Source organism: Vibrio tapetis subsp. tapetis (assembly GCF_900233005.1).
Classification (GTDB): domain Bacteria; phylum Pseudomonadota; class Gammaproteobacteria; order Enterobacterales; family Vibrionaceae; genus Vibrio; species Vibrio tapetis.
In genome coordinates this window covers 131,610-147,959 of sequence record NZ_LT960611.1, presented here as the reverse complement: position 1 = coordinate 147,959, position 16,350 = coordinate 131,610, and the positions used below count along the sequence as shown (strand labels likewise).

16 protein-coding genes are annotated in these 16,350 nt (G+C 44.4%); 11 read left to right on the top strand and 5 right to left on the bottom strand.

Annotation, left to right across the window (positions count from 1 at the left end):
- The first annotated feature begins 195 nt into the window (after positions 1-195).
- The 5 genes from leuA (at position 196) to VTAP4600_RS00750 (ending at position 6,009) form a co-directional block, all read left to right on the top strand.
- Complete coding sequence (leuA, locus tag VTAP4600_RS00770; protein WP_102521048.1) at positions 196-1,749, top strand: 2-isopropylmalate synthase; 1,554 nt, start codon at positions 196-198, stop codon at positions 1,747-1,749.
- A 128-nt stretch (positions 1,750-1,877) separates the two neighbouring features.
- Positions 1,878-2,969, top strand: coding sequence for a 3-isopropylmalate dehydrogenase (gene leuB, locus VTAP4600_RS00765; protein WP_102521047.1), 1,092 nt, complete (start codon positions 1,878-1,880; stop codon positions 2,967-2,969).
- Positions 2,970-3,067: 98 nt separating this feature from the next.
- A complete protein-coding gene (gene leuC / locus VTAP4600_RS00760; protein WP_102521046.1) occupies positions 3,068-4,468 on the top strand; it encodes a 3-isopropylmalate dehydratase large subunit in 1,401 nt (466 codons plus the stop codon).
- Between the two features lie 13 nt (positions 4,469-4,481).
- On the top strand, positions 4,482-5,084 hold the full coding sequence (leuD, locus tag VTAP4600_RS00755) for a 3-isopropylmalate dehydratase small subunit (protein WP_102521045.1): 603 nt from the start codon (positions 4,482-4,484) through the stop codon (positions 5,082-5,084).
- A 130-nt stretch (positions 5,085-5,214) separates the two neighbouring features.
- Positions 5,215-6,009, top strand: a complete 795-nt coding sequence (locus VTAP4600_RS00750; protein ID WP_102521044.1) for a DUF547 domain-containing protein — start codon at positions 5,215-5,217, stop codon at positions 6,007-6,009.
- 59 nt (positions 6,010-6,068) lie between these two features.
- Here VTAP4600_RS00750 and VTAP4600_RS00745 read toward each other — a convergent pair whose 3' ends face one another.
- Both VTAP4600_RS00745 and djlA read right to left on the bottom strand, forming a co-directional pair.
- Complete coding sequence (locus VTAP4600_RS00745; protein WP_102521043.1) at positions 6,069-6,605, bottom strand: DUF924 family protein; 537 nt, start codon at positions 6,603-6,605, stop codon at positions 6,069-6,071.
- An 82-nt stretch (positions 6,606-6,687) separates the two neighbouring features.
- Complete coding sequence (gene djlA, locus VTAP4600_RS00740) at positions 6,688-7,536, bottom strand: co-chaperone DjlA (protein ID WP_102521042.1); 849 nt, start codon at positions 7,534-7,536, stop codon at positions 6,688-6,690.
- A gap of 152 nt (positions 7,537-7,688) precedes the next feature.
- On the opposite strand from djlA, the gene lptD reads away from it, so the two are divergent.
- The 6 genes from lptD to apaH all read left to right on the top strand — a co-directional run bounded on the left by lptD (position 7,689) and on the right by apaH (position 14,425).
- A complete protein-coding gene (gene lptD, locus VTAP4600_RS00735; protein WP_102521041.1) occupies positions 7,689-9,989 on the top strand; it encodes an LPS assembly protein LptD in 2,301 nt (766 codons plus the stop codon).
- Between the two features lie 34 nt (positions 9,990-10,023).
- The gene (gene surA, locus VTAP4600_RS00730) at positions 10,024-11,316 is read left to right on the top strand and encodes a peptidylprolyl isomerase SurA (RefSeq protein ID WP_102521040.1); all 1,293 of its coding nucleotides are present in this window, start codon (positions 10,024-10,026) and stop codon (positions 11,314-11,316) included.
- On the top strand, positions 11,306-12,298 hold the full coding sequence (gene pdxA / locus VTAP4600_RS00725; protein ID WP_102521039.1) for a 4-hydroxythreonine-4-phosphate dehydrogenase PdxA: 993 nt from the start codon (positions 11,306-11,308) through the stop codon (positions 12,296-12,298). Before surA ends, pdxA begins: the two co-directional genes overlap by 11 nt.
- Positions 12,288-13,109 carry a 16S rRNA (adenine(1518)-N(6)/adenine(1519)-N(6))-dimethyltransferase RsmA gene (gene rsmA, locus VTAP4600_RS00720; protein ID WP_102521038.1) on the top strand — a complete coding sequence of 274 codons (822 nt, stop codon included), beginning with the start codon at positions 12,288-12,290 and terminating at the stop codon, positions 13,107-13,109. The genes pdxA and rsmA overlap by 11 nt, the downstream gene beginning before the upstream one ends.
- A gap of 112 nt (positions 13,110-13,221) precedes the next feature.
- Positions 13,222-13,602 carry a Co2+/Mg2+ efflux protein ApaG gene (apaG, locus tag VTAP4600_RS00715; protein WP_102521037.1) on the top strand — a complete coding sequence of 127 codons (381 nt, stop codon included), beginning with the start codon at positions 13,222-13,224 and terminating at the stop codon, positions 13,600-13,602.
- 16 nt (positions 13,603-13,618) lie between these two features.
- Positions 13,619-14,425, top strand: a complete 807-nt coding sequence (apaH, locus tag VTAP4600_RS00710) for a bis(5'-nucleosyl)-tetraphosphatase (symmetrical) ApaH (RefSeq protein WP_102521036.1) — start codon at positions 13,619-13,621, stop codon at positions 14,423-14,425.
- Positions 14,426-14,520: 95 nt separating this feature from the next.
- On the opposite strand, the gene folA is transcribed toward apaH, so the two are convergent.
- The 3 genes from folA to VTAP4600_RS00695 form a co-directional block, all read right to left on the bottom strand.
- A complete protein-coding gene (gene folA / locus VTAP4600_RS00705) occupies positions 14,521-15,012 on the bottom strand; it encodes a type 3 dihydrofolate reductase (protein WP_102523844.1) in 492 nt (163 codons plus the stop codon).
- A gap of 90 nt (positions 15,013-15,102) precedes the next feature.
- Positions 15,103-15,570: a threonine/serine exporter family protein gene (locus VTAP4600_RS00700; RefSeq protein ID WP_102523843.1), complete on the bottom strand. Its 468-nt coding sequence runs from the start codon at positions 15,568-15,570 to the stop codon at positions 15,103-15,105.
- Positions 15,567-16,334, bottom strand: coding sequence for a threonine/serine exporter family protein (locus VTAP4600_RS00695; protein WP_102521035.1), 768 nt, complete (start codon positions 16,332-16,334; stop codon positions 15,567-15,569). Before VTAP4600_RS00695 ends, VTAP4600_RS00700 begins: the two co-directional genes overlap by 4 nt.
- Positions 16,335-16,350 lie beyond the last annotated feature (16 nt).

The window sequence follows — 16,350 nt, the reverse complement described above, 5'->3', positions numbered from 1 at the left end:
CAATGACATCTCGTTTTTCTATCCTGCTCAGCCTCCTCCTTATCGTGGACCAATCACGCGGGTAGGCAGTGGACGAAAAACACCACACAGTTTCAAGAAGCCCGCACTACGATGCGGGCTTTTTATAGCTTAAAAATATAAAAAGTCGGTATCTGCGGAAAGTAACCGATTAACTTACAAGAAAAGGACAGCAACATGAGCGATCAAGTCATAATTTTCGATACAACATTGCGTGATGGTGAACAGGCACTATCTGCAAGCCTAACAGTAAAAGAAAAACTACAGATCGCTTACGCACTCGAACGTCTAGGTGTTGATGTGATTGAAGCTGGATTTCCGGTGTCATCTCCTGGCGATTTTGAATCCGTTCAAACCATCGCAAAAAACATCAAAAATAGCCGTGTTTGTGCTTTGTCACGTGCTGTAGCGAAAGACATTGATGTGGCCGCTGAATCTTTGAAAGTGGCTGAAGCTTTCCGTATTCACACCTTCATTTCAACCTCGACCGTACACGTACAAGACAAACTACGTCGCAGCTATGATGATGTGGTTGAAATGGGTGTCCAAGCGGTTAAACGTGCTCGTAATTATACTGACGATGTAGAATTTTCTTGTGAAGATGCAGGCCGTACGCCGATTGATAATCTTTGCCGCATGGTTGAAGCCGCTATCAACGCAGGTGCAAGTACCGTAAACATTCCTGATACCGTTGGCTACACCATCCCAGGTGAATTCGGCAGCATCATCGAAATGTTATTCAACCGTGTTCCAAACATAGACAAAGCCATTATTTCTGTACATTGTCATGATGACTTAGGTATGTCTGTTGCCAACTCTATTGCTGCAGTTCAAGCTGGCGCAAGACAAGTTGAAGGCACCATCAATGGTATTGGTGAGCGTGCAGGTAACTGTTCTCTAGAAGAAGTTGCCATGATCATCAAAACTCGTGAAGAGTATCTTGGTGTTAATACAGGCCTAAAGCACGATGAAATTCACCGTACTAGTAAGCTTGTAAGCCAGCTTTGCAACATGCCAATTCAAGATAACAAAGCCATTGTCGGTGCTAATGCATTTAGCCACTCATCTGGTATCCATCAGGATGGCATGCTTAAGAACAAAAACACTTACGAAATCATGACTCCTGAGTCTATCGGTCTGAAAAACAAAGCGTTGAATTTGACTAGCCGCAGTGGCCGCGCAGCTGTGAAGAGTCACATGGATTCCATGGGTTATAAAGATGAAGAGTATAACCTAGACACCTTGTACGCCGATTTCTTGAAGTTGGCCGATCGCAATGGTCAGGTATTTGATTACGACCTAGAAGCCTTGATGCACTTCTCCAATTTACGCGCCGAAGACGATTTCTTTAAGCTGAACTATCTGAGCGTGCAATCTGGCAGTGTTATGTCGACAACCAGTGTCAAACTACTTTGTGGCGACGAAGAAAAGTGCGAAGCCGCAGTCGGTAACGGCCCTGTTGATGCGCTATACCAGTGTATTTACCGCGTAACTGGCTATGATATCGAGCTAGATAAATTTGACCTTACCGCTAAAGGCGAAGGCGAAGACGGGTTAGGCCAAGCCGACATCATTGCTAACTACAAAGGCCGCAAGTACCACGGTACGGGTGTTTCAACCGATATTGTAGAAGCATCAGGCGAAGCGCTATTGCACGTTATTAATAGTATTCATCGTTCAGATCAAATCGAAGAGATGAAGCAGAATAAAGACAAGAGTAAAACGGTATAAGAGCAGGCTCTTGGCTGAAGGCTCTAGGGTTTCATCTCTAGCCTTATGCCCTATGCCTTAAGCCTTAAGCCTTAAGCGAAGCACTCTTACCTCTAACATAATTTAACTTAAACAAGGATTAACCGACCATGGCAGGCAAAACATATAAAATCGCCGTTCTACCAGGAGATGGTATTGGCCCAGAAGTAATGCAACAAGCACACAAGGTTCTTGCTGCAATTGAAGCAAAACACGCCATTACTTTTGACTGTAACGAACACGATGTTGGCGGTATTGCTATTGATAACCACGGTTGTCCACTGCCTGACAGCACAGTAAAGGGTTGTGAGGAATCTGACGCGGTTCTATTTGGTTCTGTCGGTGGCCCTAAATGGGAACACCTTGCGCCTAACGATCAACCTGAACGCGGTGCTCTACTGCCATTACGTAAGCACTTTGAATTATTCTGTAACCTACGTCCTGCACAAATTCATAAAGGACTAGAGTCGTTTTCTCCTTTGCGTGCTGACATCTCAGAACGTGGCTTTGATATTGTGGTTGTGCGTGAGTTAACCGGTGGTATTTACTTTGGCCAACCTAAAGGTCGCGAAGGTGAAGGTCCGAACGAAAAAGCATTTGATACTGAAGTTTATCACCGCTATGAAATTGAGCGTATTGCAAAAATCGCATTTGAATCAGCAAGATTACGCGATAAAAAAGTCTGCTCAGTTGATAAAGCGAACGTACTTCAAAGCTCGATCCTTTGGCGCGAAGTCGTAGAAGAGATCGCGAAAGACTACCCAGATGTAGAGCTTTCTCACATCTATATTGATAACGCGACCATGCAATTAATTAAAGACCCATCTCAGTTTGATGTGATGCTGTGCTCTAACATCTTTGGTGACATCATTTCTGATGAATGCGCTATGATCACAGGCTCGATGGGTATGCTTCCATCTGCTAGTTTGAACAAGAGTAACTTTGGTCTTTACGAGCCAGCAGGCGGCAGTGCGCCAGATATTGCCGGTAAAAACATTGCCAATCCAGTGGCGCAAATTCTATCTGCTGCCCTGATGCTACGTTACAGCTTAGGTGAAGAACAAGCAGCGCAAGATATCGAAACAGCCGTATCAAAAGCACTTTCAGCCGGAGAACTCACGGGTGATCTTGCCGGAGACAACCCGGCTCTGAGCACATCAGAAATGGGCGACAAGATCGCAGCATACATCTCAAATTCATAATAAAACGGATGGCCGTAAGCTCCTAGGCGGCCTTTAATCCTAGAATTACTCTGCGTTGCGCTGATAGCTAAAATCGGTCAGCGCTCAAGGAAGAAGCAATGTCGAAAACACTATACGAAAAGATTTATGACGCTCACGTTGCCGTTGCTGCGGAAGGTGAGAATCCAATTTTATACATAGACCGCCACTTAGTACATGAAGTTACGTCACCACAAGCCTTTGACGGCCTAAGAGAAAAAGGCCGTAAAGTTCGTCAAGTGAACAAAACGTTCGCCACCATGGATCACAACGTATCGACCACAACCAAAGACATTAACGCCTCTGGTGAAATGGCTCGTATCCAAATGGAAACGCTGTCTAAGAACTGTGAAGAATTTGGTGTCACACTTTACGACTTAAACCATAAATACCAAGGTATTGTTCACGTAATGGGCCCAGAACTGGGCATTACCCTACCGGGTATGACGATTGTTTGTGGTGATTCGCACACCGCGACTCACGGGGCGTTTGGTTCGCTTGCATTTGGTATCGGCACCTCTGAAGTAGAGCATGTATTAGCAACACAAACCCTAAAGCAAGCCCGTGCTAAAACGATGAAGATCGAAGTCAAAGGTAAGGTTGCGAAAGGCATTACCGCAAAAGACATCGTATTGGCTATTATCGGTAAAACGACGGCTGCAGGTGGCACAGGCTACGTGGTTGAGTTTTGTGGTGAAGCAATCACTGATCTTTCTATGGAAGGTCGAATGACGGTCTGTAACATGGCCATTGAGCTGGGTGCAAAAGCGGGCCTGATCGCTCCAGACCAAACCACGTTCGATTACATTTCTGGTCGTAAGTTCTCACCAGAAGGCGAAGACTTAAAAGCTGCGGTTAAATACTGGAGCAGCTTAGCAACCGATGCCGATGCCACATTTGACGCAGTAGTAACGCTTAACGCTGAAGACATCAAACCACAAGTCACCTGGGGCACCAATCCAGGTCAAGTAATGGCTGTCGACAGTGTCATTCCAGCCCCTGAAAGTTTCACTGACCCAGTAGAAAAAGCGTCTGCAGAAAAAGCATTGGCGTACATGGGACTAGAAGCAGGCAAGAAGCTGTCTGATTACAACGTCGATAAAGTCTTTGTCGGGTCGTGCACCAACTCTCGCATTGAAGATATGCGAGCCGCAGCAGAAGTGGCAAAAGGCCGCTCTGTGGCGAAACACGTTCAAGCCCTCATTGTTCCGGGTTCAGAGCAAGTGAAAGCACAAGCAGAACAAGAAGGGTTAGACAAAATATTCCTAGCGGCAGGTTTTGAATGGCGCCTACCGGGTTGCTCTATGTGTTTGGCGATGAATAATGATCGCTTAGGTCCACAGGAGCGCTGTGCATCAACCAGTAACCGTAACTTTGAAGGCCGCCAAGGTCGTGATGGTCGTACTCACTTAGTGAGCCCTGCGATGGCTGCGGCTGCGGCTATTGCTGGTCACTTTGTTGATATTCGCGAATTAGATTAAAAGGAATTTGAATATGTCAGGCTTTAAACAACACACGGGTCTAGTTGTTCCTTTGGATGCCGCTAATGTCGATACCGATGCAATCATCCCTAAGCAATTTTTGCAAAAAGTAACCCGTACGGGTTTCGGGGTGCACCTTTTCCATGATTGGCGTTTCCGAGATGATGCTGGGGAACAAGAAAACCCTGAATTCGTCATGAATGCACCTCGTTACCGTGGTGCTAGTATTTTACTGGCTCGCGAAAACTTTGGCTGTGGTTCATCTCGAGAGCATGCACCTTGGGCACTGGCTGATTACGGCATCCAAGTGATGATTGCACCAAGCTTTGCGGATATTTTTTACGGCAACTCCATCAATAACCAGATGGTTCCTGTTCGCTTAACCGAGCAAGAGGTCGATGAAATATTCCAGTTTGTAGAAGCAAATGAAGGCGCAGAAATCACCGTCGACCTAGAATCCATGACAGTAACGGCTAACGATAAGACATACTCATTTGAAATAGATGAATTTCGTCGTCACTGCTTGCTCAATGGCCTAGATCACATCGGCTTAACGCTTCAGCATGAAACAAAGATCTCTACATACGAAGAGAACATTCCTGCATTTTTGAAGTAATCGGAACCTGAGAATGGAGAGTAAAGACCAACCGTGTCTTTACTCTTTTGTCTTAACCCCAGTTATTACTTTGAAAGATTTTTTTGCTCCCTTCGGTCTACTCTTCAAACACCCATTAAGGATCGCTTGAATGAAACAGACACTTACACTGCTTTTCGTACTCTTCATTAGCCTGCTATCACCCGTTAGCTCTGCCGCACCAAAATCTGAACTTTGGGCTTATTGGAACGTGAGCAACGAGTCAAATCAACAGTCCATTTCACATCAAGATTGGCAACAGTTCCTTGATGACTATCTCGTGCTTGAAGGCCAACACCATCTGGTCACGTATGCCAATGTCAGTAATCCTGATAAAAAACAGCTACAAAACTACATTGACCAATTAGCCTTAGTCGACCCTCGTCAATATTCAAAAAAAGAGCAATACGCTTATTGGGTTAACTTATACAACGCTTTGACCATTGATCTTATTTTAGATAACTACCCTATCGAGTCCATTACCAAGTTAGGTGGTTTTTTCAGTTTTGGACCTTGGGGAGATGAGTTAGTCACGGTTGCGGGAAAAAGCCTGACCTTAAATGACATTGAACATCGAATATTACGACCAATATGGCAAGACCCTCGCACCCATTACGCGGTCAATTGTGCAAGCTTAGGCTGCCCTAACTTACAACAAACGGCATTCACGGCACAAAACACCAACGTATTATTAGAGCAAGCAGCACATGAGTTCATTAACAGTGATAAAGGCGTAAAACTGTCTGCTTCAAGCACTCAACTGTCTTCAATTTACGATTGGTTTAAAACGGATTTTGGCGCAGACGAAGCCGCATTACTGAAGCATATTCAACAATACAGACCCGATATTAAAGAACTGGTTGGAAAAGTCAGATATGACTACGACTGGAATCTGAATCAGCCATAGATTGGCTAAAGAGGTAGACCGCTAACGAGACGCAAGGCCAGCCACGTTAGCGGCAAAGACTAAAAGCTTGAACCTGGTTGAAGCAAAAACGCTTGCTCTTCCGGCGTTGATTCTCGCCCTAGAACATCATTTCGATGAGGGTAACGACCAAATTTCTCAATGATCACTTTATGCTTGTATTCGAACTCCAGATTGCCCTCAATGCCATTTTCTTTAAATAATTCAACGGCTCGTTGGTGAATAACCAAAGACTCACTGTGCATAAACGGCATGTATAAAAAGGTTCGTTGCTGCGGGTTAAGCTGTTTATCTAAACCTAAAGATATCGCTTCTTGCGCTAACGCTAGCGCTAAAGGATCAGAGGAAAAAGCGTGCGGAGAGTCCCGATAAAGATTGCGAGAGAATTGGTCAAGAACGATAATTTCGGCTAATCGTCCCTGTGGTGATTGCCGCCAATCAACCAACTCACATTGACTCGCTTGCTTATGCAGATCCGAAAAACGCTGAGCTATTAACCTATCTAACTCATCGCCCCCCATAAACCACTGTTTGGGTGACAACTCTTCAAACCAAAAATCAATCACTTCCTGATGCATTTCCACTCTCCCTAACGTAATTCACCTGGCAACCCGTTACCTATGCCCTAAAGCCTGTCGCCTATTGCCTATTGCCTATTGCCTATTTAAAGCCTTTTTCTTTCTTAAGCAGATCGTAAGCCGCTTGAATTTCTTGCGCTTTTTCTTTGGCTACTTGCATCATCTCAGGAGGCAAGCCTTTGGCGACCAACTTATCTGGGTGATGTTCATTCATGAGCTTACGATACGCTCTCTTCACTTCCTTTGATTCCGCAGATTCGGCAACGCCTAATACCTTAAAGGCATCGGAAATTTGATTAGCACTGGAGGCTTGCTTAAATGCTCCGCCATGTTGGCCGCCATCTGAACCAAAGCCACCACCTTGCTGAAATCTAAATGCCGCTTCTTGCATTTGCAGTCGCTGCTCTAACTGAGCCGATGAAAAACCAAGCCCTTGGGCAATAATGTGTAATACATCACGCTCACTAGGATGAAGTGACCCATCAGCAAAGGCCGCAGAGATTTGAAGTTCAAGAAAAAACTGCAGTAAATCATGACGTCCGCCTGAAGAAACTCGAACCTTTTGCAACGTTTCTTCTAAAGGAAACCCCGTCTCTTTGCCATCGCGAAATGCGTTTTGCGCAGCGGCACGTTGTTCACCATGTAAATTCATACGCGACATCATGGTACTAGCGAGCTGAATTTCTTCTTGTGTTACTTGACCTTTTGCTTTTGCAACATGCCCCATAACGGCAAATGCACTTCTAAAAAACTCGGCTTGTTTCTCTGTATTATTCGCTCGAGAAAATCCTCCTCCAGCCGTAAATCCTGCTTGTTGAAGGCGGCGTGCCTTATCAAATTGATGACCTAAGAATAGGCCAAACATCGCTCCAAGTGGGCCCCCAAATAGTAAACCAAAAAAAGCGCCAAGAATTTTGCCAAAAATGTGCATTATATTGTTCTCAATCTATGAATTTTTATCTCGTTATGCGGTCTTATAGTGTCGGTCTATGTAATAATCCTTTATGATAAAGGGCGTTTTTATAGGAATTCGGTCTCCGACTATTACCGAATGGATCAAGTCTTACAGGATAGTTCAACTCGATGTCTCTTTCTTCCCGCACTGTATTAGCCGCTTCAATAAGTGCTGCTTTGTATGTGCCAACCGCATCATCCGAAAGCAATAACGAAACCAGTGTGCAGCAAATGCCCACTGCTGATCAATGTTTGGTTGCTGAATCTGAACAAAAAGATATCAATTCGCACCCAATTCATATTAAAGCCGATAAAGTCACCGCCGAGGCGGACAAACAAGCGACCTATGAGGGCGATGTGATCATCACGCAAGGTGCGCGAAAAATCACAGCAGATAGCATTACACACAAACCTCTTGAGCAGACAATGGTTGCCAAAGGCGATGTAAACTTCCGTGATACCCAAGTCACCGCAAAAGCCGACAAGATCACCACAAAGCTAGACACTGATGAAACCGTAATGGAAAACACTCAATATCAGTTTTTGTGTGAATCCGGCCGTGGTGAAGCGGCAATGGTGCTAAAGAGTGGTCAAAAAGTCTATGAAATGGAAGATGGCTCACTCACCTCATGCCCTGAAGGCGACAATACTTGGAGAATGAAAGCAGGCTCGATTGAAGTCGATAAAAATGAAGAAATCGCCTACTTTTACCACACTCGCTTTGAAGTGTTAGATGTTCCTATCATGTACGTCCCTTATATGACGATGCCTGTTGGTAATACCCGTAAGTCAGGCCTGTTGTTCCCAAGTTTTGGTCTTGATACTAAAGACGGTTTGAAAGCCAGTATTCCTATTTATTGGAACCTTGCACCCAATTATGATCTCACTACCACCATCAATTACATGGAACGCCGTGGCACACAATTAGACGCCAATTTTAAGTATTTAACCCATTACGGCGAAGGTTTTTTACGCAGCGAATATATGTCGTCGGATAAACGTAGCGACAATGATGATCACCGCTGGGGCTATACATTTCAGCATGATGGCGTCATTAATGAGTCTTGGAAAGTTAAAATAGACTACTCCCGAGTCAGTGATGTCGATTACTTTAAAGACATCAGTTCTAATGTCGGTAACCGAGAAGACGGCCAGTTAATACAATCTGGTAGTGCTGCTTATCGTACCGACTTCTGGGATATGGAACTCAAAGTAAAAGATTTCCAGATCCTAGACAACACAACGTCAACACAGCCCTATCAGCTGTTACCTCAATTCAAATTTAACTATTATTTACCTGACTTTTATCAAGGGGTGAATTTTGACCTGATCAGCCATATCAGTCGCTTTGAAATTCAAGATGCAGAGAAGCCAAGTGCTACTCGTGTTCATGTTGAGCCAGGAATAACCATTCCTTTTTCTAGACCATGGGGCAGTGTGACTGCAGAAGGTCGCATGATGGCAACTCACTACGAGCAAAAATTTGACTCTAAGACAGCGGGTAATGCCCTACTAGAAGAAAAAGTTACTAGGGTTATACCAGAAATGCGTTTGCATGGTGAACTCAACCTTGAGCGCCAGACCGGTAACTACCTACAGACACTTGAGCCTCAAGTTCAATATTTGTACATACCAGAAAACGATCAAAGCAACATCGCTTGGTACGACACGACCTTGTTGCAAACGGATTACTACGGCTTGTTCCGCAGTCGAAAACACAGTGGTGTCGATTACATACAATCCGCCAATCAGTTTAGCTACGGGGCCACCAGCCGTTTTTATGATGATGGTTTCAAAGAGAGAATGAACATCTCTTTTGGTCAAATTTATTACATCACCCCACCAGCTACCGTGACCAATGAAGATGGCACCAGTTATTCTGCGTGGGCAGTAGAAACTGACTTTAACTTCAACGACTACTTGTACTATCACGGCGGTATACAGTACGACATTGCTACTAGCTCATTGCAGTTAGGCAATAGCACCTTAGAATACAGGGATGGTAATAATTACCTGCAAGGGACTTATCGTTATGTTTCTAAAGACTACATTAAACAGAATGTGGATTTTGTTGACGACAATAAAAACACCTATACCAGAAATGGCATCTCTCAGGCAGGGGTACTAGGCGGTTACCAAATTAGCCGCAACTGGCACACAGAAATGCAGTACTTTCATGACATGAGTGAAAATATCATGCTAGAAGGCTTAGCTAAACTCAGTTACACCAGTGACTGCTGGTTTGTTGGTTTTTCTTACTCTCAACAATTGCGTGATTGGAAAGATGTCGGCAATTTCGACACACCGCCTGAATACGAAAGCAACTTCAAATTTAATATAGGTATCCGTGGCTTTGGCCAAGAACTCGGTTCGGGTGGCTCTACGGATAACGCACTTGGTTACGGCAGGCCTTTCTACCTTAATAACTAAGCTATGAACATCAAATGATTTTGGAATAAATTGAATGAAAATGTGGAAAAAGACCCTTTTGGGCGCAGCTCTGGTCGTTAGCTCTTTATCGGCTCTGGCTGAACCGGTATCACTGGATAAAGTCATCGTCATTGTTAACGATGGCGTGATCCTGCAAAGTGATTTAACTGGCGCTCTAAAAACGATTCGCGCCAATGCCAAAGCCAGTGGTCAAAGCTTGCCAGACGAAGAAGTACTTCACGAGCAAGTGTTAGACAAGCTCATAATGGATACTATTCAAACCCAACAAGCGGAGCAAATGGGGGTGCGTATCGATGATAACCGCCTCAATTCCGCACTAAAAGAGATCGCAAAAAATAAAGAATTAACGTTAGAGCAACTTCGTCAATCTATTGAAGCGGAAGGTCTGAGTTATTCAGATTTTCGCGAGCAAGTAAGAAAAGAAATTTCAGCGTCTGAAGCTCGCAATGCACAAGTCCGTCGCCGCATCAATATCTTACCAGCGGAAGTCGACAACTTAGCCAACATTCTAGCTCAAGAAACCAATGCGACTGTTCAATACAAGTTAAACCACATCCAACTGCGTTTTAATGACGAACAAAGCAAGCAAGAAGTAGAACAGCAAGCCAAAGATCTTGTCGCGAAATTAAAACAAGGCGAAGACTTTTCCACCATGGCTTACAGCTACTCTAAAGGCCCGAAAGCGCTGCAAGGTGGTGACTGGGGTTGGATGCGAAAAGAAGAAATGCCGACTATTTTTGCAGACCAAATTACCATGCAAGGCAAAGACAGCATCATTGGCCCATTCCGCAGCGGCGTGGGTTTCCATATTCTTAAAATTGAAGACGTAAAAGGCTTAGAGACGGTCGCCGTTACCGAAGTGAATGCGAGGCATATTCTGATAAAAACTTCGGTTATTTTGAGTGACGATGGCGCCAAACGACAATTAAACGAACTGACTCGTCAAATACAAGCCGGCGAGCGTACATTTGCAGAATTGGCTGAGCAATATAGTGCCGATCCAGGCTCTGCGGCAAATAACGGCGAACTTGGCTACCAAACTCCTGACCTATATGTTCCGGAATTTAAGCATCAAGTAGAAACATTGCCAGAAAACCAAATCAGTGAACCGTTCCAAACCGTGCATGGCTGGCATATCGTAGAAGTACTGGATCGCCGTCAGGTTGATCGCACAGACTCAGCAATGAAAAACAAAGCTTACCAAATTCTCTTTAATCGTAAGTTCAATGAAGAAGTTGGTGCTTGGATGCAAGAAATAAAAGCCGGTGCTTATATTGAAGAGCTTGGAGCCAATGATGACAATTAAGCGAATCATCGTTACCGCTGGTGAACCTGCTGGTATCGGCCCTGATCTCGTGTTGGCACTTTCTCAAGAAGATTGGGGCCATCAAATCGTAGTTTGCGCCGATAAAAACGTTCTTGCAGAACGAGCACAAGAGTTGGGCCTAACGGTAGAACTGATTGACTATCAATCAGATATACCAGCGACAGCTCAATCTAAAGGCTCACTGGTTGTTGATCATATAGAAACAGACGCCCCCGTCGCAGCCGGAACTCTCGATGAAGCGAATGGACACTACGTATTAAAAACACTAGAAAGAGCCGCGTTAGGCTGTATGAATGGTGAATTTGATGCTATTGTCACCGGCCCCGTGCATAAAGGGGTCATCAACAGAGCTGGTGTCGCTTTTAGTGGCCACACTGAATTCTTTGCTGAGAAGTCAAAAACGCCTTTAGTCGTAATGATGTTAGCAACAGAAGGTCTTCGTGTCGCACTTGTGACTACGCATATTCCTCTTGCCTACGTATCCAAAGCGGTAACCGCTGAACGACTAGAAAGCATAGTTCGAATCTTACATTCGGATCTCGTAACAAAATTTGCGATTAACAATCCAAAAATTTATGTGTGTGGCTTAAACCCACACGCTGGTGAAGATGGCTGTCTCGGAACAGAAGAGATCGAAACCATTTCACCAACGCTAGAAAAAATTCGCCAAGAAGGCATAAACTTAGTGGGTCCGCTTCCGGCAGACACCATTTTCAATGACAAATATTTGCAAGATGCGGATGCTGTACTGGGCATGTACCACGACCAAGTATTACCTGTACTTAAGTACAAAGGGTTTGGCCGTTCAGTTAACATCACCTTAGGCTTACCTTTTATTCGTACATCGGTAGACCACGGCACGGCGTTGGATCTGGCAGGGAAAGGCCAAGCGGATACAGGAAGCTTCCGAACAGCACTAACGCATGCGATTGAATTAGTAGAGAAAAGCAATGAAAAATGATGTCCATTTAGGGCACAAAGCGCGTAAACGTTTTGGTCAAAACTTCTTAAACGACCCTTACATTATTGATGGGATTGTATCTTCAATTAACCCTCTTCCGGGTCAAAACTTGGTTGAAATCGGTCCTGGTCTTGGTGCTATCACCGAACCGGTAGGTAAATTAGTCGACAAATTTACCGTAATTGAATTAGATAGAGATCTCGCTGAGCGCCTGCGTAACCATCCAGAGCTTGCGGACAAGCTTACGATTCACGAAGGCGATGCAATGCGCTTTGACTTTACTCAACTGGTAAAGCCAAACAACAAACTGCGTATTTTTGGTAACCTACCATATAACATCTCAACGCCTTTAATGTTCCACCTATTTGAGTTCCATAAAGACATTCAAGACATGCACTTTATGCTACAAAAAGAAGTGGTTAATCGCTTAGCTGCTGCGCCTGGAAGTAAAGCTTATGGCCGACTAACAGTTATGGCTCAATATTTCTGTAAAGTTGTACCGGTACTTGAAGTACCACCAACGGCGTTCATCCCGCCACCAAAGGTGGATTCTGCCGTTGTTCGACTAATGCCTTATGAAGTATTGCCGCATCCAGCAAATAACTTTAAATGGCTTGATCGCGTTTGTCGTGAAGGATTTAATCAACGTCGTAAAACGGTTCGTAACTGCTACAGAAGCTTACTATCAGCTGAGCAATTGGAAATGTTAGGGGTAAACCCAAGCATGCGTCCAGAAAACCTGACGTTAGAACAATTTGTTACCATGGCTAACTGGTTAGATGCCAACCATAAACCGACGCCAAGCGAATAATAAGATGTTCGAAGCTTAAGCTGGATTTTTTACCCAGCAACAGCCAAAATTAGAAACAATAGGCCACTTCAATGTGGCCTTTTTTTTAAAGATCAAATTGCCGGAGGTTCACATGGAAATACCTCGATCTTGCGTTAAGTGCCAAGTACACACCAAGTACGTACTAGAACAATCAGAGCCAGACAACAAAAGATATGTCTTCGCCTATATCATCACAATCAAAAATTTGAGTAATCAACAAGTACAACTTATCTCACGACATTGGCTCATTACTGACGGAAACGGCAAGCAACTGTCAATCGAAGGGAAAGGAGTGGTTGGCGTGCAACCGGTTATCGAAGCCGGAGAGGAATACACCTATACCAGTGCTACCGCAATTGAAACACCAATTGGTGTCATGCAAGGCCATTATCAAATGCTCGATTCTGCTCAGCAGACATTCAAAGCTGAAGTAGAGCCTTTTCGCTTAGCGATCCCTAACATTATTAATTGATTATCTGAGGTTATTCTTGGCAACTTATCTCGTAGGCGACATTCAAGGCTGTTTTGATGAACTGCAGCAACTGCTAACCACCGTTGATTTCGATTCGACTAATGACACACTCTGGTTGGCAGGTGACCTTGTCGCACGCGGCCCTAAGTCTTTGGAAACGCTTCGCTTTGTTAAATCTTTAGGCAATAGCGCCAAAGTGATTTTAGGCAACCACGACCTTCATTTATTGGCAATTTATCATGGCATTAACCCGATAAAGAAAAAAGACAAAACAGCCCCGATCTATGATGCCGATGATTGTGATGAGCTCATTCAGTGGTTAAGACAGCAACCATTGTTTTTAGAGCACGACGAATTTGTTATGTGTCATGCGGGAATATCACCACAATGGGACTTACAAACAGCAAGAGAGTGCTCACAAGAAATATCACAGCTTCTGAGTAGCGACGAGTGGGTTTGGCTATTAAGTAATATGTACGACAGTTTGCCTGATTTTTGGCACTCAGATCTGCAAGGTATGGAGAGAAATCGCTATATTATCAATGCTTTTACGCGTATGCGATTCGTCCATTCAGATATGCGATTAGACATGAAATGTAAGTTGCCACCTTCAGAAGCTAAGCAAGATAACCTAATACCTTGGTTCGCACACCCTGAGCGCACAAAAATTGAAAAGCCCATTATTTTTGGTCATTGGGCGGCTCTCATGGGCTATCAAGATGACAATGCTATTGGCTTAGACACTGGCTGTGTCTGGGGAGGAGTGCTGACAATGCTCAGGTGGGAAGATAAAAAAATGTTTACCCAAAGAGCATTGGGATAAAAAGAATACAGATTACAGAGCGGTCGCAAGCTCCCTTGTAGAAACTCGACCGCTTCTCTCGTAGCATTTAGTTCTTAAATCTAAGCTTGTAGGACTTAGCTTTCAGCACTTCGCTCTAGCACCACAAACTCCATATCGTAAGCATTTTTCTCATCTGCTTCGAAGTGCTCATTATGAGTTTGTAACCAACCCTTTCCCCAATCAGGGAAGCGTGTATCACCGTCAATATCAGCTTTAATATACGTCAAATATAGCGACTCTGCTTTTGGTAGGCATTCACGATAAATTGAACCACCGCCAATGATCATCACTTCTTCAACACCATCAACTAATTCAAGTGCTCGTTCAATGCTTATGGCAGTCTCTACTCCGTCAATGACCAAGTTAGGATCTCGGCTGACAACAATATTTTTACGACCAGGAAGAGGACGACCAATCGACTGATACGTCTTACGCCCCATCACCACCGGTTTTCCCATCGTACTGCGCTTGAACCAAGCAAAATCGGCAGGTAAGTGCCAAGGCATATCGTTATCTTTACCAATCACACGATCATTTGCCATCGCTGCAATCATACTAATTTTCATCACACCACCTATCCACATATACCAAGCCTTAAGCTCTTAGCTTTTGACTTTCAACACTTCGTTTTTAGTACTTAGCTTTTAGCACTTCCATTAAACTATCGATTTTCGGCGGTAGAATAGCAGACCCGGCATTGCCAAGCCAACCGCAAGCCCTGCGATAATAAACATTGCTTTTAAGAAGTTCGTCATCAAGACGGCCATCAGTTCAGGAGTAAAGCCGACATGGTTAATTTCGACCAAAGCAATCATGGCTTTAAACGCAAAAACCCCCGGAACCATAGGGATCAGCGCCGCAACTGTAAAGACTTTTGGGTGTGCTAAAAACTTATGAGACCAATGTACCCCGATCATCCCAACAATGGTGGCAGCAAAGAATGTCGCCCACTCTATAGGCACACCATATTGCAGCATCAAAAACCGAGAGCCATGACCAATTGCTCCACCTAAAGCGCAATACTTGAGTGCATTCACAGGAACATTAAACACCAAAGCAAAGCCAACCGCTGGAATTGCCGCAAAGAACATGTCTTCTAACAATGCGAGAAGTAAGTCCATCATTCCACCCACCCCCACACACCAACTAAACTCATCGCGGCCATAATGCCAAGACAGGTCGCGAGTGTGAGTAAACTTGCCATAACAAAACGAGCAATCCCCATATTAACGTACCCTTTGACCACATCCGCAACGGAATTGATTAAAGGGAAGCCAGGAACAAGCATGAGAACAGATGACGCCATCGCGATGAAGGGCTGATTACCCAATTCAAATACCATAGCTTGAGCCGAAATAGAGGTGGTAACAAAGGCTGTGACGGCGAAATTAAGCAGAGGATTAAAATGTCTATGACCAATTTCTTGACGAACGATCATTCCCAAAGCAGAAGCAACAAAAGTGACCGCAAAGATCATCCAGTCTCCACCGGCGAGATGGCTGAAAGCAGCACAGGACAAGCCAATCATGACAACGATGAGCCATCGATTATATCGTTCCGGATTGACGTTATTAAGCCTCTCTTGAGCAAGTTCAGGATCCAGTATGCCCTTTTCTAGCAAGATACAGATTCGTTGGATTTGCGTAATCACCCGCATGTTAATGCCTCTGTCCGGGCATCTTCTTGCGGTTGTAATACAATGATCATTCATCATGGTTGTAACAACCAATGAGCTTGCGGAGAGTGAGACTTCGACTTCATCAACTCCAGAAGCCAATCCGAATCGGCGCATGATATCACCAACCAGAGTACTTTCAGCCCCGTGAGCTAACAACATTTGCCCGGCCTGAGCGACCAAGCGAGAAATAGAGCGTTGATTATTGTCCATTAAAACTTCGTTCTTA